The sequence below is a fragment of the Microvirga sp. 3-52 genome (genome assembly GCF_018383585.1).
Taxonomy (GTDB): Bacteria; Pseudomonadota; Alphaproteobacteria; order Rhizobiales; family Beijerinckiaceae; genus Microvirga.
Genome location: NZ_JAHAMK010000001.1, coordinates 274,432 through 293,078 on the forward strand (window position 1 = coordinate 274,432; position 18,647 = coordinate 293,078).

At 63.8% G+C, this 18,647-nt stretch carries 16 protein-coding genes; 12 read left to right on the plus strand and 4 right to left on the minus strand.

What is annotated here, in order from left to right; genetic code table 11:
* Positions 1–41 precede the first annotated feature (41 nt).
* From KHP60_RS01335 to KHP60_RS01360, 6 genes are read left to right on the plus strand one after another with little or no spacing between them, the layout of a single operon-like run.
* Positions 42–692 carry a cytochrome c3 family protein gene (locus KHP60_RS01335; RefSeq protein ID WP_213561729.1) on the plus strand — a complete coding sequence of 217 codons (651 nt, stop codon included), beginning with the start codon at positions 42–44 and terminating at the stop codon, positions 690–692.
* Entirely contained in the window at positions 680–3,610 is a 2,931-nt protein-coding gene (locus KHP60_RS01340) for a TAT-variant-translocated molybdopterin oxidoreductase (protein WP_213561730.1), read from the plus strand. The genes KHP60_RS01335 and KHP60_RS01340 overlap by 13 nt, the downstream gene beginning before the upstream one ends.
* A gap of 3 nt (positions 3,611–3,613) precedes the next feature.
* Positions 3,614–4,927 carry an NrfD/PsrC family molybdoenzyme membrane anchor subunit gene (gene nrfD / locus KHP60_RS01345; RefSeq protein ID WP_213561731.1) on the plus strand — a complete coding sequence of 438 codons (1,314 nt, stop codon included), beginning with the start codon at positions 3,614–3,616 and terminating at the stop codon, positions 4,925–4,927.
* Entirely contained in the window at positions 4,924–5,463 is a 540-nt protein-coding gene (locus KHP60_RS01350; RefSeq protein WP_213561732.1) for a DUF3341 domain-containing protein, read from the plus strand. Before nrfD ends, KHP60_RS01350 begins: the two co-directional genes overlap by 4 nt.
* Positions 5,454–5,951, plus strand: a complete 498-nt coding sequence (locus tag KHP60_RS01355) for a cytochrome c (RefSeq protein ID WP_213561733.1) — start codon at positions 5,454–5,456, stop codon at positions 5,949–5,951. Before KHP60_RS01350 ends, KHP60_RS01355 begins: the two co-directional genes overlap by 10 nt.
* A complete protein-coding gene (locus tag KHP60_RS01360; RefSeq protein WP_213561734.1) occupies positions 5,948–6,898 on the plus strand; it encodes a hypothetical protein in 951 nt (316 codons plus the stop codon). The genes KHP60_RS01355 and KHP60_RS01360 overlap by 4 nt, the downstream gene beginning before the upstream one ends.
* A gap of 4 nt (positions 6,899–6,902) precedes the next feature.
* Here KHP60_RS01360 and KHP60_RS01365 read toward each other — a convergent pair whose 3' ends face one another.
* Both KHP60_RS01365 and KHP60_RS01370 read right to left on the minus strand, forming a co-directional pair.
* Positions 6,903–7,436, minus strand: coding sequence for a cytochrome c family protein (locus tag KHP60_RS01365; protein ID WP_213561735.1), 534 nt, complete (start codon positions 7,434–7,436; stop codon positions 6,903–6,905).
* Positions 7,433–8,416, minus strand: a complete 984-nt coding sequence (locus KHP60_RS01370; RefSeq protein WP_311924528.1) for a cytochrome c oxidase assembly protein — start codon at positions 8,414–8,416, stop codon at positions 7,433–7,435. The genes KHP60_RS01365 and KHP60_RS01370 overlap by 4 nt, the downstream gene beginning before the upstream one ends.
* Positions 8,417–8,461: 45 nt before the next feature.
* Between KHP60_RS01370 and coxB the strand changes: the two genes are divergently transcribed.
* From coxB to KHP60_RS01390, 4 genes are read left to right on the plus strand one after another with little or no spacing between them, the layout of a single operon-like run.
* Positions 8,462–9,490, plus strand: coding sequence for a cytochrome c oxidase subunit II (gene coxB / locus KHP60_RS01375; RefSeq protein ID WP_249688394.1), 1,029 nt, complete (start codon positions 8,462–8,464; stop codon positions 9,488–9,490).
* Entirely contained in the window at positions 9,487–12,054 is a 2,568-nt protein-coding gene (locus tag KHP60_RS01380; protein WP_213561738.1) for a cbb3-type cytochrome c oxidase subunit I, read from the plus strand. Before coxB ends, KHP60_RS01380 begins: the two co-directional genes overlap by 4 nt.
* Position 12,055: 1 nt before the next feature.
* The gene (locus tag KHP60_RS01385) at positions 12,056–12,412 is read left to right on the plus strand and encodes a hypothetical protein (protein WP_213561739.1); all 357 of its coding nucleotides are present in this window, start codon (positions 12,056–12,058) and stop codon (positions 12,410–12,412) included.
* Positions 12,413–12,437: 25 nt separating this feature from the next.
* Positions 12,438–12,965 carry a DUF421 domain-containing protein gene (locus KHP60_RS01390; protein ID WP_213561740.1) on the plus strand — a complete coding sequence of 176 codons (528 nt, stop codon included), beginning with the start codon at positions 12,438–12,440 and terminating at the stop codon, positions 12,963–12,965.
* 5 nt (positions 12,966–12,970) lie between these two features.
* Here KHP60_RS01390 and rhaI read toward each other — a convergent pair whose 3' ends face one another.
* Both rhaI and KHP60_RS01400 read right to left on the minus strand, forming a co-directional pair.
* On the minus strand, positions 12,971–14,266 hold the full coding sequence (gene rhaI / locus KHP60_RS01395; protein WP_213561741.1) for an L-rhamnose catabolism isomerase: 1,296 nt from the start codon (positions 14,264–14,266) through the stop codon (positions 12,971–12,973).
* Between the two features lie 152 nt (positions 14,267–14,418).
* On the minus strand, positions 14,419–16,524 hold the full coding sequence (locus tag KHP60_RS01400; protein ID WP_213561742.1) for a bifunctional rhamnulose-1-phosphate aldolase/short-chain dehydrogenase: 2,106 nt from the start codon (positions 16,522–16,524) through the stop codon (positions 14,419–14,421).
* A 244-nt stretch (positions 16,525–16,768) separates the two neighbouring features.
* On the opposite strand from KHP60_RS01400, the gene KHP60_RS01405 reads away from it, so the two are divergent.
* A complete protein-coding gene (locus tag KHP60_RS01405) occupies positions 16,769–17,581 on the plus strand; it encodes a DeoR/GlpR family DNA-binding transcription regulator (protein ID WP_213561743.1) in 813 nt (270 codons plus the stop codon).
* Between the two features lie 36 nt (positions 17,582–17,617).
* On the plus strand, positions 17,618–18,613 hold the full coding sequence (gene rhaS / locus KHP60_RS01410; RefSeq protein ID WP_213561744.1) for a rhamnose ABC transporter substrate-binding protein: 996 nt from the start codon (positions 17,618–17,620) through the stop codon (positions 18,611–18,613).
* Positions 18,614–18,647: the final 34 nt, after the last annotated feature.

Genomic DNA, 18,647 nt, shown 5'->3' on the forward strand with positions numbered 1-18,647 from the left:
GGCTCATTGCCTGATTCAGCAAAGGGTGCGCGGCACTGGCGATGGCGCAGCTCTTCACACCGGCGGCAACCACCCTGTTCCGGGTGGCCATCGTGCTCACGTGCCTGGGGATCGTGGCCGGGGGTGCCATGGCCTATGTCTGGGCACGTTCCGGCAGCACCTGGAATGTCGGCAAACCGGCGGCGCAGCCAATCCCTTTCCGGCATGATCTGCACAGCGGATCGCTCGGTATCGATTGCCGATACTGTCATTCAACCGTGGAGCGTGCGGCGGACGCTGGCATGCCGTCCGCCCAGACCTGCATGTCGTGCCATTCGCAGGTGTGGGTGGGGGCGAGTGTTCTCGAACCGGTCCGATCGAGTTTCATCCTCGGTCAGCCGATCGAGTGGGCCTCCGTCCATCGCCTGCCGGACTATGCCTATTTCCACCATGCGGTTCACGTGACCGAGGGGGTCGCCTGCGAGACCTGCCACGGCCGGGTGGACCAGATGCCGAAGACGGTGAAGACCCAAACCATGTCCATGGGATGGTGCCTTGATTGCCACCGCAATCCGGTGCCGCACCTTCGACCGCGGGAGGCGGTGTTCGAAATGGGTTATGAGCCGCACGGCAAAGGCCTGCCGGAGGACGTGCGCGCCTTCTATCAGGAGGCGTCCCGGCGTCTCACCAGCTGCAACACATGCCACCGGTAGAAGCCATGGGTGAGGGAGCGCCATTCGATCTCGACGCCCTGCGGGCCCGCCTCGCGGCCGAGGATGGATCGAGACTCTGGCGCAGCCTGGAGGAACTGGCCGACGCGCCGGAGGTGCGCCGCTATGTGGAGGCCGAGTTCCCGGACATCGTGCAGGCCTCGTCCATCGACCGGCGAACCCTGCTCAGACTCATGAGCGCCTCCTTGGCTTTGGGAGGTCTTGCTGCCTGCAACGGCAGTGAGGCCGGCAGGAACGCTCCGCTCCTGTCCCAAAGTCACAATATGCCCGGCTACACGCCGGGGGTGCCGGTCACCATTGCCACATCGCTGCCGTTGAACGGCTATGGCCGGGGCGTTCTGGTGAAGGCTCAAGAGGGGCGACCGATCAAGATCGAGGGAAATCCGCTGCATCCGGCAAGCCTCGGGGCAACGGACGTGTTTGCCCAGGCAGAGATCCTGTCCCTCTATGATCCGGACCGGTCCGACACACCTCTGCAGAATGGCTTCCCGAGAAGCTGGGAGGAACTCACGAGCTTCATCCGCCCCGTCCGAAACGAACTCGTTGTCGCCGAGGGACGGGGGCTTCATATCCTGACGACGCCGACTTCGTCGCCGACCCTGCAGCGGCTTATGGCACAGGCGCGGCAACTCTTTCCACTTGCCCAATGGCATGTGTTTTCACCCATCGCCGACGACAACAGACGGGTCGCCGCCACGGCGGCATTCGGCCGGGACCTCGACCTCGTCTACGATCTGACCCAGGCCGACGCCGTCGTCACCCTCGGCGGCGATCTTTTTGCCGAGGAGCCGGGGCATCTGCGCCATGCGGCCGACTACCAGGCACGCCGGCGGATGCAGGATCGCGCGCTGCCTCGTCTTTTCGCCGTCGAGACACGGCCGAGTCTTGTCGGGGCCCGCGCGGACGAGCGTATTCCTCTTCGGCCGAGGGACTTCGAAGCCTTCGTTCAGGCGCTGGCGGCCGCTCTCGGCACAGGCCCTGCGCCTATCCCCGCGCCGCATCCGTCTATCTCGAAACTGGCGGACGAACTGCGCGGTGCCGGGTCCCGCAGTCTTGTCGTGGCAGGGCGTGAGCAATCGGCCCGGGTTCATGCTTTCGTGCATGCGATCAATGCCGGGCTCGGCGCTTTCGGAACGACGATCCGTGCCATCGAACCTGTCAGGACGATGGCGGAGGATCTGCGCACGCTCGCCGATCTGGCAGGGGCCATCGAGGCCGGTGAGGTATCCCGTCTCGCTATTCTCGGCGGCAATCCAGTCTATACCGCGCCTGCGGACATCGATCTGGCCTCGCTCATTCGCCGCGTTCCGCTGTCTCTGCATCTCGGGCAGCATCGGGATGAGACAGCCGCCGTCTGCCAATGGCACATTCCCGAAGCCCACCCGCTTGAAAGCTGGGGGGACCTGCGAGCCTTCGACGGCACGGTGGGGCTGAGACAGCCTGTGGCGATGCCGTTGAAGCCGGGATTGAGCGTAGAGGAGTTCCTCGGCCTCATGGCGGGGCAGAATCTGGATGGGCGCGCGCTCGTTCAGGCCACGTGGCGCGAGGCCTGGGGCGACGGGTTCGAACAGCGCTGGGCACACTCGCTCGAGGATGGGGTGGTCGAGGGTTCGGCGTCACCGACGGTCGCGTTGACCGAACGGTTCGGTGTGACAGCCGAACTGGAAGCTCCTGCCACATCGGGTGGAATCGATGTGGTCTTCGCTCCCGACCCTTCCGTCTGGGACGGCTCCTTCGCGAACAATGGCTGGCTGCAGGAACTGCCGAAACCTTTGACCAAGCAGGTCTGGGGCAACGCGGCCCTCATCGGGCCTGAGACGGCGGCCATCTTCGGCTTGTCCTCGGGCGATGCCATCGATCTCACGGTCGAAGGGCGCGTGATCCGCGCACCCGTCTGGATCCTCCCGGGCCATGCGCCCGGTACCGTGACGCTGACGCTGGGCTATGGCCGCCAGCTCGCAGGCAGGATCGGCAACGGCATCGGGTTCGATGCCTATGCGGTGCGCCCGTCGCGCCAGCCCTGGACCGCCACGGGCGAGATCAGGACGGCCGGCGAGCGGCTTCCGGTCATCTCGACGCAGCAGCACCATTCGCTGCAGGGCCGCGACATCGTGCGTGTGGTAGCACCCGACCAGGCCCCCGTTCCGGAGCGAACGGAGCATCCCTCGCTCTATCCGGAATGGCCTTATGAAGGCCATGCCTGGGGCATGGCCATCGATCTCGATGCCTGCATCGGCTGCAATGCCTGCGTCATCGCCTGCCAGGCCGAGAACAACATCGCCGTCGTCGGGCCGGAGGAAGCGACAAGGGGGCGCGAGATGCATTGGCTGCGGGTCGACCGTTACCATGCTGGTGATCCCGCCAATCCGGATACCTATTTCCAGCCCGTGCCCTGCATGCATTGCGAGAAGGCTCCCTGCGAGGTGGTCTGCCCGGTCAACGCCACCGTGCATTCGTCGGAGGGGCTCAACGACATGGTCTATAACCGCTGCATCGGCACGCGAACCTGCTCGAACAATTGTCCCTACAAGGTGCGTCGCTTCAACTTCCTCGACTATCAGGGTACGGACTACACCGCCTCTCCCGATGCCATGAACCCGCAGGTGACGGTCCGGGATCGCGGCGTCATGGAAAAGTGCACCTATTGCATTCAGCGCATCGGCACGGCCCGTGCCGATGCGCATGTCGAAGGCAGGCCCGTGCGCGATGGCGAGATCGTGACGGCCTGCCAGCAGGCCTGCCCGACCCGGGCCATCGTGTTCGGCGACATCAACGATCCCGGCAGCGCCGTGAGCCGGCTGAAGCGAGATCCGCGCGATTATGCGCTGCTCGGCAACCTGAACACGAAGCCGCGGACGACCTATCTCGCCCGTATCGAATCCTCTCGCGAGAAGGGATAGCCGATGGGGAGCGAGGCCCAAGCCGTCACGAGCACGGTCGCGGAGGTTCCGCTCTCCCGTCGCTTCGGTCGGATCTGGTGGATTGCGCTCCTGGCCTCCGGCGCGCTCGTGCTGCTCCTCGGCTATACGCTGGTCTCGGTCACGATCCTCGGTGTCGGTGTCTGGGGTGTGAACATCCCCTTCGTCTGGGGCTTCGACCTGATCAACTATGCCTGGTGGATCGGCATCGCCAACGGCGCCAGCCTCTTCGCGGCCATTCTGGTATTGCGCCGCCACGATCTGCGAACGGCGGTGAACCGCTTCGCCGAAGGTGTCGCGCTGTTCGCCGTCATCTGTGCGGGAATCTTCCCGATCTTCCATCTCGGGCGTCCCTGGCTGTTCTACTGGACATTCCCGTATCCTGCGACCTTCGAGGTTTGGCCCCAGTTCCGCAGCACCCTGACCTGGGATTTCTGGGCCATCAGCACCCATGCCATCGTCACGAGCCTGCTCTGGTACGTCGGTCTGATCCCCGATCTCGCGACCTTGCGCGACCGCGCCCGGCGTAAGGCCGTGAAGCGCATCTACGGCGTCTTCGCCCTCGGCTGGCGGGGCTCGGTGCGCGATTGGGCGTATCACCAGCGCGCCTACCGCCTCGTCGCCATCCTGGTACTGCCTCTGATCCTCATCATGCAGAGCACGGTCGCCTTCGAATTCGCCGTGACTCTCGTGCCCGACTGGCACGAGACCCGCCAGCCGCTTCACTTCGTGGCCACTGGCCTGGCCCAGGGATTGTCCATCGTACTCCTGGTCACCGTGCTGCTGCGCTGGGGCTTGCGGCTCGAGCGGTACATCGACGAAGGAGACATCGACCTTCTAGGCAAGCTCGCCCTCGCAAGCGCCCTCGTGTCGGGCTATCTCTATCTCGACGAGATCGTTTCGGCCCTCCTGGCGGATCGAAGCGCGCAGGAGGCGACGTTCAACCGGATGACCGGCGAGTATGCGGGTCTCTACTGGACGGCCATCGTCTACAGCATCCTGATCCCGCAGCTCCTCTGGCTGAAGGCGGCGCGCCGGAGCACCATCGCCGGAGTGTTCGTCGGCTTCTCCATCGGCGTCGGAATCTGGTTCGACCGCTACTCGATCATCGTCGGCGGGCTCCAGATGGATCATCTGCCATCGATCTGGCGGACCTACAGCCCGACCCTTGCCGAGACGGGACTCTTCCTTGGAACCGTCGGCCTGTTTGCGGCGCTCCTGCTGCTGTTCGTTCGCTTTCTCCCGGTGATCTCCATGTTCGAGACCCGGCATGACGAGCATCAGGAGAAATCCTCATGACGCAGCGCCTCTATGGCATCATGGCCGAATTCAGGAGCCCGGAAGCCCTGACGGATGCCGTCAAGGCAACGAAGCGTGCGGGTTTTACCAGGCTCGATGCGTTCAGCCCCTTTCCGCTCTCGGATCTCGCCCAGGAACTCGGCGTTCGCACCGCCGTCATTCCCTGGATCGCATTCATGGCTGCGCTGGTCGGCGCAGGCCTTCAATATGGTTCTCAATACTGGATGAATGCCGTCGATTATCCCCTGAACGTCGGCGGACGGCCGCTCGACAGCTGGCCTGCCTTCATCCCGTCCACGCTGATTGTCGCGATTCTCTGGGCGGGCGCCGCGACCCTGATCGGCCTGCTTCTGATCCTGCGGCTGCCGCGGCTCCATCATCCCGTCTTCGAGGTTCATGGTTTCGAGCGTGCTTCCAACGATCGCTTCTTTCTCTGCATCCTGAGCGACGATCCGCTTTTCGAGAGTGCGGCGACCCGGAATTTCCTGGAGGGACTGGCGCCGCAGATCGTGCGGGAGGTTCCCGCATGCGCTTAGCCGCTGCCTTCATCGCGAGTGCACTCCTGGCAGCCTGCGATACGGGTACGGAGCAACGGGATGCCGTCGCCTCGACCCGCACGGTCCAAAGACCCTATCTGCCCGTTCCTCCAGGAACCATCGCCAGGGGAACGGCCGCACGGCAGGCGGCTCTTGCATCTCCTGGACCGGAGGTGACACGAGACGTCATGGCGCGGGGCGAAGAACGGTTCCGGGCCTTCTGCTCCCCATGCCATGGCTCCAGCGGACGCGGCGACGGGACGGTGGTCTCGCGCGGCTTTCCGCCGCCGCCCTCCTATCACGAAGAGCGCCTGCTCTCGCTGTCGCCGGAGCAGATCGTACAGGTGATTACCAACGGAAAGGGGCGGATGTTCCCATATGCGGACCGCGTGCTTCCCGAGGAGCGCTGGGCCATCGCGCATTATGTCAAAGCCTTGCAGGCCCGGGACCCGGGCTCGGGTCCGGATCGCGGGGCGGCACGCCCATGAATTCGATGGAAGTCTTCTACATCGTGTTCGTCAGCCTGTCGGGTCTCGCGATGGGCAGTCTCGCGGTGCTGATGATCGGCCATCTCATGAGCGAACATTGGCTGGCTCCCGTGCGCGGCGAGGTGGAGGCTGCGGCGCTCACGCTGCCTTTGCTGCTCCTTCTCGGCATTCCCCCTGCCTTCGGGCTCGAGCAGCTCTTTCCGTGGGCGACCTGGCGGGGCGACCTGCCGTCGCTGCGGGCCGCTTTCCTGAGCCCTGCCTTCTATCTGATGAGGAGCGCCATCTATCTGGCGGTCTGCATCGGGCTGGCGTTCTGGCTGATCCGGACGCCAAATGTGCGCCGTACGAGCGCCGTCGGTCTGGCCCTGTTGACTCCGGTCATGAGTTTCGCAGCCTATGACTGGGTTCTGTCGCGCGAGCCGCATTGGTGGTCGAGCCTGTTCGGGTTCGCTTTCGGCCTCAGCCAGGTTCTTGCCGCCCTCGCTATGGCGATCCTTCTAACCTTGCTCAAAAGTGAGCCTGCCTCTCCTGCGCGCATGAAAAGCCTGGAGCGCGCATTGCTGACGCTCGCCCTGCTGAAAATCTGGACATGGTTCGCGCAGTTCGTGATCGTCTGGCTCGCCAATCTGCCACAGGGGGCGGAGTGGTATATCAGGCGCTCCGATCCGGGAAGCCTCGCTCTTCTCGCCGCCTCATACGGCCTGATGCTGATTGCGATCGTGGTGCTGGTTCCCTCCGGGGTGAACCGGATCGGCATGATCGTGGGAAGCGCGCTTGCACTTCTGCATCATGCAACGCACGTCATCTGGATCCTTCAGCCCCGAGGCGATCCGTCCTGGTTCGATCTGGGCCTGTTCGCAAGTCTTGCGGGCCTCTGGGTCGCGGCGCTCGCAATCGTGATGCACCTTCGTCCCACCTATGCGGAGGAAGCCGCCGCAGAGCCTTAACTCGTCACATCGGGGCGGCCCGGTCCGGGACGGCGCGGCGTGTCCGGGGCTGCGTCTCCAGTGGAACGGGCGGCGGCTCCGGGAGATCGACCGTTGTCTCCTCCTGACCACGGAGGGGGAGTGGCGGATCAGGGGGGTAGACCCGGACCTTGCTGTCGCCAAGAGTGTAGAGATAGCTTGCGATATGGCGCGCCTCTGTCTCCGTCAGGCCCTGGGCGGGCATGCCGGTTCGGGGCTTCAACGCGACGGGATCGACCAGCCACGCGATCAGATTCTGAGACGTGTTCGGCAGGAAGCCCGCGAGAAGATGCTGCTGCGCGTAATCGTTCAATTCGGGACCGACCCGGCCTCGTGCACCTCTGACTCCACTGATCGTGTGGCAGGTGCCGCAGCCATAGGACTGGATCAGGGCGCGCCCCTGCTCGGGCTCGCCGCCCGCAATTCTCAACGCGGCGGACGGCTCCTGCGAGTCGCTGCACGCGGAGAGCGCAGCAAGGGCCGCCAGGATCACTCTGGGGATGAGGGCGTGACCGGTCATGAACTTTGCTTGAGGAGGTCCGGCGGGGAAACCGGCAATGGCTTCCTCCGTTCCCGCCCCGGCGGCGTCACGAGCCGGAATGCCATGAGCAGACCGGTGACGAGATAGATCCCGCACATGGGAAGGGACATGATCGCGCCCGCCAATTGCTGATCCTCCAGGGCGCTCAGGCCCCAGCTGGCCGTGTCGGGCGCGTGATACAGGGCCTCCCGGGCGAAGCTGAGAAGGGCGCTCAGGAGTCCGCTCTGCAGCAGGGTGACGAAGCACGCGATCAGGGCGGCCGCCGCGCCCTCGCGGCCCGACCGGGCTTTGATGACGCCGCGCCAGAACAGGAGCGCGGTTCCGAAGAAGAGAACATGCTCGAGCCAGTGAAGCCGGTCGGATGCGAGGGCGGCATCGAAGAGCGTCGGGCTGTGCCAGATCCACAGGGTCGCCATATGGATCATCGCGGCCGGAATCGGTCTCGCGCACGGCGAAAGGAAAGTGAGCGCCGCTCTCATCGGTCCGTTGCGGGCCAGCCCGCGCCGCCGGCGCTCGGGGAGCGCCCAGAGCCATGCGACCTCCGGCTTGCCGAGGACGAGGAGGGGCGGAGCGACCGCGATCAGGAGGATGTGCTGGACCATGTGGACGGACAGGAGCGGTTTGGAGAGCCCCTCCAGCGGCGAGAGGAGCGCGATGGCCAGCACGGTGATGCCCCCGGCGAAGCAGAGGATCTGCGGCATGCCGAAACCCGGCAGAAGACGACCGAAATGTCCTCGCAGACGCCACACGCCGAGGATGAACAGCAGGCTCGATGTGACGAGAGGAATTGTGACGAGAGGGTCGGCATGCCAGGAATGCCAGAGATCGTCCGGCCCGTGAGGCGCTGTTCCATGGGCAAAGGCAGGGCGGCTGGACAGGAGAGCTGCCAATGCGGCGGCGAGGCCGAGTTCGCTTTTTGGAGGCCTGTTGCAGGATGTTTTGCGGGAACCAAGTCTCACGGCCAAGCTTATCCGTTCAGTGCATGCAAGACCCATGTAGGGCAGATGGATCTCGAAGCGACATGGCGTGACGCCCCGCGGCGGCTGCGCGCGGCGACGGCGCGTGCGGCAGCCTTTGCGTGCGTGCTGTCCCTCATGGGCTGCAGCGGCGTGCAATCGGCGCTCGATCCGGCAGGCGGCGACGCCCGGCAGATCTACTGGCTCACCGTGATCATGACGGTGGGAGGCACTCTGATCTTTCTCTTCGTCACCGGGCTTCTGCTTTACGCGATCTTCGCTCCGCCCGAGCGGCGGGCTTGGCTCGGCAGCCGCAGGACCATCGTCTATGGCGGGCTCGCTTTTCCGATCGTGATCCTCTCGGCGCTTCTGCCCTATGGCCTCATCGTCATGCGCGACACGGACGTGCCGATGCCGGACGCGCTGCCCATCGAGGTTATCGGAGAGCAATATTGGTGGCGGGTGAAATATCCAGTCGAAGGCGGGAAGCCCGAGTTCGCCACCGCCAACGAGCTCGTCGTTCCCGTCGGGCGGCCGGTGACGGTGTCTGTGACCTCCGCCGACGTGATCCACAGTTTCTGGATCCCGAATTTCGGCGGCAAGATCGACATGATCCCGGGGCGCATCAACCGCCTCAACTTCACGGCCGAACGGCCCGGGATCTATCGCGGCGTCTGCGCCGAGTTCTGCGGCGACCAGCATGCCCGCATGGCCTTCGACATGGTGGCGCTGGAGCCTGCCGCCTTCGAGGCCTGGCGGGCCGCGCAGGCGAAGCCGGCGCAGGATCCGGACGCTCCACATCTCGCGCGCGGCCGGGAACTGTTCCGCATTGCCGGATGCGGGTCCTGTCATGTGGTGCGCGGCACGGAGGGCAACGGGGCGTTCGGGCCCGACCTGACCCATGTGGGCAGCAGGCGCACGATCGGGGCGGGTCAGTTTCCCAACAATATCGGCACGCTCGCCGGCTGGATCGCCAACACGCAGCATATCAAGCCGGGGGTGCGAATGCCGTCCTACGGCTCGTTCACGGGTGAGGATCTTCGCGCGCTTGCCGGCTATCTGGAGAGCTTGAAATGAACGTGCCCGAGCGCCCCAGATCCTTCGAACCGCGAGAACCGGATCCTCCCAACCCCCTGCCGCGTCCCGAGGGCGAGTTCGAGGCGCTCAAGAAAGCCTGGGAGCCCCCGCGCGGCATCAGCTTCATCACGGCGGTCAACAATACCTATGTGGGCCTGTGGTATGTCGGCACGGCGTTCCTGTTCTTCATCCTGGCGGGAATCCTCGCGCTGATCATGCGTGCGCAGCTGGCGGCGCCGGAAAGCGACCTCGTCGGTCACGATCTCTACAACCAGCTCTTCACCATGCACGGCACGGTGATGATGTTCCTCTTCGCCGTTCCGGCCGTGGAGGCGGCGAGCGTCTATCTCCTGCCGAACATGCAGGCGGCCCGGGACCTGCCGTTTCCGCGCCTCTCGGCCTATGCCTTCTGGGCCTATTTCGTCGGCGGTCTCGTGTTCTTCTGCACGATCTTCTTCGGCCTTGCGCCTAATGGCGGCTGGTTCATGTATCCTCCGCTGACCAGTACCAGGTACTCACCGGCCGACAACGCAGATTGGTGGCTTCTGGGCATCGGCTTCATCGAGATCTCGGCCATCGCGGGGGCGATCGAGATCATCGTCGGCGTGATGAAAACCCGCGCCGTCGGCATGAGCCTCGACAAGCTGCCGGTCTACTCCTGGGCCATGCTGGTCTTCGCCGTCATGATCGTCATCGGCTTTCCGGCGATCATCCTTGGCACGCTGCTGCTCGAGCTGGAGCGCGCCTTCGACTGGCCCTTCTTCATCGCCGAGCGGGGCGGGGATCCGCTCCTGTGGCAGCACCTGTTCTGGTTCTTCGGCCATCCGGAGGTCTACATCATCTTCCTGCCCGCGACCGGCATGGTGTCGATGATCGTGCCGACGATGGCGCAGACGCCGCTCGTCGGCTATCGCCTGGTCGTGCTGGCGCTGATCGCCACGGGCTTTCTCTCCTTCGGCCTGTGGGTGCACCATATGTTCGCCACGGGCCTGCCGAAGATGTCCCTGAGCTTCTTCTCGGCGGCCAGCACGGCGGTGGCCGTGCCGAGCGGGATCCAGGTCTTCGCCTGGATCGCCACCATCGCGTCGGGGCGCATGAAGCTGACGACGCCCTCGCTCTTCGTCATCGGCTTCCTGTTCATCTTCACCCTCGGCGGCCTCACCGGCGTGATGGTCGCCATGGCTCCCTTCGACTGGCAGGCCCATGACAGCTACTTCGTCGTGGCGCACCTGCACTACGTCCTCATCGGCGGCATGGTGTTCCCGCTCTTCGCAGCCTTCTATTACTGGGTGCCGGTGGCGAGCAGGCGTCCCCTGTCCGAGCGGCTCGGGCGCTGGGTTTTCGGCCTCATGTTCCTCGGCATGAACATCACCTTCCTGCCGATGCACATCACCGGCCTGATCGGCATGCCGCGGCGCGTCTATACCTATCCGGTCGGCATGGGATGGGACGCGCTCAATCTCGTGTCCACCATCGGAGCCTTCATGTTGGCTGCCGGCGTCGCGCTCTTCCTCGTCGATCTCGCAAGGAACTTCCGCTTCGCGGGCGAGGACAACGCGGGCAACGTCTGGAACGCCAGCACGCTTGAGTGGCTGCCGAACGGAAACTACAACACCCGCAGCATCCCGTCCGTCATCAGCCGCGATCCCCTCTGGGATCAGCCGAACCTGCCAAAGGACGTGGAGGACGGGCGCTATTATCTGCCGGGGACGGCCACGGGAGGACGCGAGGCCCTCGTGACGAGCCCGTTCGACGCCAGGCCGCAATACATCCTGCAGGTTCCGGGACCCGGATGGCAGCCGGTGTTGGCCGCCGTGTTCACGGCCGCCTTCTTCCTGCTCCTGACGGTGAAATTCGTTCTCATATCGACGATCTGTGGGGTGCTCGCGATCGGCTGCGTGATCTGGTGGCTCTGGGAGACCGATCCCGGGCCGGTCCGTCCGCCGGCCGACATCGGCGGCGGCGTCGTGATCCCGGTCTATGTCGCCGGCCCGATGAACCATTCCTGGTGGGCGATGATCGTTCTCATGGTGGTTTCGGGCATGGTCTTCACCTGCCTGATTTTCTCCTACCTCTTCCTGTGGCTCGTGAATCCGGGTGCATGGCCGCCTCAAGGGGTCGAACTTCCTGACCGGTTCTGGCCCTTCGCCGCCGCCGCTCTCTACAGCATCAGCGCGGCCCTGATCGCCTGTGCCAGCCGCACGCTGAGGGGGGACGATCGCCGCAGCCCGGGCTCCGTACCGGTTCTCATCGCCGTCGCGCTCCTGTTCGTGGCCGCAGCGTCCGCATTGGATCTATGGGCGCAATGGCAATCCGGCTTGAGTCCGTCAGCCCACGCTTATGGAGCGGCGGTCTACGCCATCGCCTCCCTGCAGATCTTCTTCGTGCTGACGACGCTCATCATGGGACTCTATACGATAGCCCGCTGGCTCGCCGGCAAGCTCGACAGCGTCCGCCATACGACGTTCGATAACACCATGCTGTTCTGGTGCTACACCGTCGGCCAGGGCCTGGTCGGTCTCATGGTCGTCTATGGCTTCCCTCGCCTGACCGGGGGCCTCTAGTATGACCGGGCAACGGACAGGGCAGGTTCTCCTGATGCTCGCCGGCCTTGTCGCATGGGCGGTCCAGTTCACCGTTATTTATGGAGCGACATCGACGCTGTGCGGCCGCGGATGGGTCGGCGCGACGATGCTCGGCGTGGGAAATGTTCAAGCGATCATCTTGGCTGCGACGCTCGCGGCTCTCGCCGTCACCGCCTTGGCCTTGGCCTGGTCGCTTCGGCTTTATGGACAGGCAGGGGATCGCGCCGCTCCGGCGGATCGGTTCATGAGCCAGACTGGCGCGCTGATCAACGGGTTCTCGCTTCTCGTCATCCTTTGGCATGGCATCCCTGCCTTCATCCTTCCGGCTTGCGCATAAGCGCTCAACTACATGGGGTCCCGCGATGATCGACTGGCAGGCGATTTTCATACCCGTTCATTCGATACCCGAGATCATCCTTCGCGGGACGATGACCTATATCATGCTGTTCCTGATCCTGAGATTTCTGCTCAAGCGGCAGACGGGCGTGATCGGGGTGGCGGACCTTCTCGTGATCGTCCTCATCGCCGATGCGTCGCAGAATGCGATGGCGAACGAGTACAAGTCGATCACCGAGGGAGCAATCCTGGTTCTCACCATCGTCTTCTGGAACTACGCCATCGATTGGCTGGGCTTCCACATCCCCGCCTTCCAGCGTTTCACCCGGCCCCCGCCGCTTCTGCTGATCGACAACGGCAGGATGCTGCCCCGGAACATGCGGCAGGAGATGATCACGAAGGAGGAGCTCGACAGTCAGCTTCGAGAGCAGGGGATCGAGCACTGCTCGGAAGTGAAGAGAGCCTATATCGAGGGCGACGGAACGATCAGCATCATTCGGAAGGACAAGGGTGAGACCGGCGGGAATGCCGAGTCGCTGAAGGGGATGACCTAGATGCTTCAGACGATGCCGCCGCTACCCCCGACGACGGCGGGACGCTCCTTCGAAACATTTTGGCGATAGCCGCTGGCGCGGTAGGCCGCAATCGGATCGATGGCGCCGCCGGCCTGCAGGCGCGCCGTTGCCAGAATCGGCTCGACATCGGTCCGATAGGCCGTCTTCAGCGTCTCCGAGGCCATAAGGGCATCATTGTCGTCCTGATAGCCTTCGAGTGCCTTCCGGTTCACGAGAAGCGCCTGGGCATAGGCGCGGCGGATCTCGTTGGCGCTGCGGATCAGGCTCTCGATCGGATCGGTCACGTTGTGCGACTGATCGATCATATGGGCCGGGTGGAAGTTCTCGGCCCGGCGGTGCTCGGCATCGACCAGCTCGTTGAAGACGAGGAAGAGGCGGTGGGGATCGATGGCACCGGCATCCAGATCGTCGTCGCCATATTTCGAGTCGTTGAAATGGAAGCCGCCGAGCTTCTTGAACTGGATCAGGCGGGCGACGATCATCTCGATATTGACGTTCGGCGCATGGTGGCCGAGATCGACGAGGCAATAGGCCTTGTCGCCAAGCTCCGTTGCGATCAGATAGTTGGTGCCCCAATCCTGCACGACGGTCGAATAGAAAGCCGGCTCGTACATCTTGTGCTCGGAGAAGATGCGCCAATCGTCCGGGAGTTGCTTATAGATGGCCTTCATGGAATCGAGATAGCGCTCGAAGCTCCGGGTGAAGTTCGTCTGCCCCGGAAAGTTCGAGCCGTCGCCGATCCACACCGTCAGAGCCTTGGAGCCGATCGCCTGACCGATCTCGATGCACTCGATGTTGTGCTCGATGGCCTGCCGGCGCGTTGCGGCGTCCGTGTGGCTCAAGGAGCCGAACTTATAGCTCTTCTCCTGACCCGGCGCATCGGAGAAGGTGTTGGAGTTCATGGCGTCGAAGCCGAGCCCCAGGGCGTCGCCATGGGCCTTGAGGCGCCTCGGATCATCGACCTTGTCCCAGGGGATATGGAGCGACACCGTTGGTGTCGCGCGGGTGAGCTGATGGATCACGGCGCAATCATCGAGCTTGTCGAAGATGTTGCGCGGCTCGCCGGTGCCTGGGAAGCGCGCGAACCGGGTGCCGCCCGTGCCGACGCCCCAGGACGGGACCGCCACGAAGAACTGCGCGACCTGGCCGGTTACGGCATCGATGTCGATGCCATCGCGCGCGAGCTTGGCACCCAGAGCATCGTAATCCGCCCTCAAGGCGCTCATGCGCTTCTCGTTCTCCGCGGAAATGATCGCTTCCGCAATCCTCTGTTCGGTCATGGCGTCCTCCCTGGAGCATCGGACCCAAAAGTGGATCCACTTTTGGGATCCAATCTGATGCTCAATTCCTTGAGCAGCGCATCGTGCGGAAAACCGGGGCCACTTTTCGCTGACGCGGCCCTCTGGGTCCGCACGATGCGCTGGTGCGGATCTTAGCGCGTGAATGATGTCGCGTTGCCCGCATCCACGTTGATGATGTTGCCGGTCGACTTGGCTGAAAGATCGGATGCGAGGAAGTAGATCGCCTCGGCAATGTCCTCCGGGAACACGTTCAGCTTCAACAGAGAGCGCTTGCGGTAATGCTCCTCCAGTTCGTCGACGGCGAGCTTCGACGAAGCGGCGCGCTGCTCGCGCCATTCCCCGGTCCAGATCTTGGAGCCGCGCAGGACCGCGTCCGGATTGACCGTGTTCACGCGGATTCCAGCTTCTGCTCCCTCCAGCGCCAGGCAGCGGGCGAGATGGATTTCGGCGGCTTTGGCGGTGCAATAGGCCGATGCATTGGGCGAGGAGGCGAGGCCGTTCTTCGACGAGACGAAGACGATATTGCCGCCGAGCTTCTGGCGCCGGAACAGTCGGAAGGCCTCCCGCGAGACGAGGAAGTAGCCCGTCGCGAGGATGTCGATGTTGCGGTTCCACATCGCCAGATCGGTCTCCTCCACGGGAGCCGAGGAGGCTATGCCGGCATTGGACACCAAAATGTCGATGCCGCCGAATTCGACGCTGGCCTCAATAAAGGAGGACAGGACCTCCGGCTCGCTCGTGACGTTGAGTTTCGCGCCGCGCACCGCGTCCTGCCCGAAGCGTTTGGAGAAATCCTCCACCGTGGAGGCCAGCGAGTCCTGATCGATATCCGCCAGCACCACGCAGGCGCCTTCACCCACCAGCCGTTCGGCGGTGGCACGGCCGATGCCGCCGGCGCCGCCGGTGATGAAGGCCACGCGGCCGGCAAGGCTCTTCGGCTTCGGCATGCGCTGGAGCTTGGCTTCCTCGAGCAGCCAGTACTCGATGTCGAAGGCTTCCTGCTCGGGCAGCCCCTGGTACTCGGACACCGAGGAGGCGCCGCGCATCACGTTGATGGCATTGACGTAGAACTCGCTCGCGATGCGCGCCGTTGCCTTGTCGCGGGCGAAGGACAGCAGGCCGACTCCGGGGATCAGGAAGATCACCGGATTGGGGTCGCGCATCTTCGGGCTGTTCGGATGCTTCGACTGCTCATAGTAGCGCGTGTAGTCGGCCCGATAGACCGCCAGCGCGTCATCGAGACCGGCGAGCACCGCATCGACATCCGGGGCCTTCGGATCGAAGTCGAGGACGAGCGGGCGGATCTTGGTGCGCAGGAAATGATCGGGGCAACTGGTGCCGAGCTGGGCGAGGGGCCTCAGGTCGGCCGAGTTGACGAATTCGAGCACCGCATCCTGATCGTCGAAGTGACCGAGCTTGCGCTCCGCCTGGCCGATCTTGCCGCGGATCTCCGGCATCAGGCGCGCTGCGATCCTGCGGCGCTCATCCCGCGAAAGGCTGGACGTGACGGCGCCGCCGAAAGCCGACTTGCCCGCCGTCTTCTCGGCAAACCACGTGATGGCCTGATTGATGATCCGAAGCGTCAGTTCGTAGCAATCCTTGGCGTCATCCGCCCAGGTGAACAGGCCGTGGCTCTCGAGCACCACGCCCTTGGCGTTGGGGTTGGCCTTGGCGAAAGCTTCTAGGTCGAGGCCCAGCTGGAAGCCGGGGCGGCGCCAGGGCAGCCATCCGATCTCGTCCCCGAAAATCTCCCGGGTCAGTTCACGGGAGTTCCTGGACGCGGCGATCGCGATGATCGCATCGGGGTGCATGTGATCGACATGCTTGTAGGGGAGGAAGCCGTGGAGAGGCGTGTCGATCGAGGCCGCCCGGGTGTTGAGGTTGAAGGTGGCATGGGGCAGGAAGCCTACCATGCGGTCTTCGTCCTCCACGCCCTTGTAGATGGTCTTCAGCGACCGCAGCTTGTCCATATAAAGCGTCGCGAAGCCGTCGAGCTTGATCGTGCCGACGTCGCCGCCCGAACCCTTGACCCAGAGCACCTCGACCTTGTCCCCCGTCAGCGGATCGGTCTCGGTCACTTTCGCCGATGTATTGCCGCCGCCGTAATTGGTGATCCGCTTGTCGGCGCCGAGAAGATTGGAGCGGTAGAGCAGCAGGCCCGGCTCGTCGAGGGTGGCTGCCTTTGCGTCGTCCCAGTGATTTTCGAGGAGTTTGACGGCTTGCGTCGCGGTGTCCACAGTTTCCTCCTGGCTGCTCGTGAGGCCGTAGGATGCCCCGGATTTGAGCGGAAAGGTGGCGGGAGCCCCCAGCATTGTCAACCAGAACCAATCAAATTTGATCAATAATGATCATGATACGAAGGTGGTATGCGGATATTGATTGACTGTGATTGGTCCGGTGAGCAGTCTAAGCCAGAACTTGCATGAATCTGAAAGGCACTCGATCCTCCCGATCTTTCTTGAGCCGCGTTGTTGAGGGACCATGCACGAACGTGAAAGGCACCGGATCATCCTGAGCGCCGTCCAGGAGAAGCCGGTCGCGACCGTCCAGGATCTTGTGGAGCTGACCTCCGCCTCGGAGGCCACGATCCGCCGCGATATCGCGGCCCTGCACGTTCAAGGGCGACTGCGCCGCGTCCGCGGAGGAGCAGAGGCCCTCCATCCGGCCCAAATCGGCAGTCTTGCGGCCAAGCCGTTTCGCGTGTCTGAAGGCGAGAACGTCGCCAAGAAGCGGGCCATCGCCCGGGAGGCCGTTGCTTTGTGCACGGAAGGGGATGCCATCATCATCAATGGTGGCACCACCACGTTCCAGATGGTGCATTATCTGACGGCCCGCCGCTTGCAGGTCTTCACGAACTCGTTCGCCATCGCCGAGCATCTCGTGAAGCATTCCAAGAACCAGGTGATGCTGCCAGGCGGATCGATCTATCGTGACCAGAGCATCATTCTCTCGCCGTTCGAGAATGACGTGACGCGCAATTTCTACGCTCGCCGCATGTTCATGGGTGCCCAGGGCGTCGGCGCGCTCGGCGTCATGGAGCAGGACGCCCTGATCATCCAGGCTGAGCAGAAGCTGATCAATCAGGCCGACGAACTGGTTCTGATGGTGGATTCCACCAAGTTTCAGCGCCGCTCCAGCCTCATTCTCTGTCCTCTCGATCGTGTCTCCACGCTGATTACCGATGACGCCATCCCGGATTCGGCCAGAACCATGATCGAGAATGCGGGGATCAAACTGATCATTGCCGGAACGACGGCGGCAGATCAGTCCGTGGAATCCTCATCGGCGGCCTGAGAGCCGGCGAGAGGTGTTTGAAAAGGGAGGAAGAACATGAAAGCAATTGCAAAGCTCGCCCTCGGTACAGCATTGGGTCTGGCGCTCTTCGCCGGATCCGCAAGCGCGCAGAATGTGAAGATCGGCCTTGTCGCAAAATCTCTCGGCAACGGATTCTTCGAGGCGGCCAACAAAGGCGCGCAAGAGGCGGCGAAGGAGCTGGGCGGCGTCGAGGTGATCTATACCGGACCGACCAGCACGACGGCCGAAGGGCAGATCGAGGTCATCAATGCCCTCATCGCGCAGCGCGTCGATGCGATCGCGATCTCGGCGAATGATCCCGATGCGGTCGTTCCGGCGCTGAAAAGGGCAGCGCAGCGCGGCATCAAGGTCATCTCCTGGGATTCCGCCGTCGGCAAGGACGGACGGATCGTGCACCTCAATCCGTCGTCGAACGAGCTGATCGGCAACATGTGCCTGAAGCTTGCAGCGTCCCATCTGCCGGACGGCAAGGGCGATTTCGCGATCCTGTCGGCGACATCCACCTCGACCAACCAGAACACCTGGATCGCCGAGATGAAGAAGCAGCTCCCGAAATACCCAGGACTGAACCTCGTCACGACCGTCTATGGCGATGATCTGGCCGACAAGAGCTATCGCGAAGCCCAGGGCCTGCTGAAGTCTCATCCCAATGTGAAGGTGATCGTTGCTCCGACGACGGTCGGCGTGCTCGCAGCCTCGCAGGTGGTGAAGGATGCCGGCAAGATCGGGCAGGTCTATGTGACGGGCCTTGGACTTCCCTCCGAGATGGCCGGTGCCGTCCATTCCGGCGCGACGAAGGAATTCGCCATCTGGAACCCGATCGATCTCGGCTATACCGCGACGCAGATCGCCTATCGCCTGGTCAAGAAGGAGACCGAGGGCAAGCCCGGTTCCGAGATCAACGTCGGCCGCATGGGCAAGATCAAGATCGGCGACAACGGCGAGGCCGCCATGGCCGACCCCTTCGTCTACAACAAGGGTAACGTCGACGAGTTCGCCAAGATCTTCTGAAATCGCGAAGCCACTTGGAACGAGGGCGCGGACA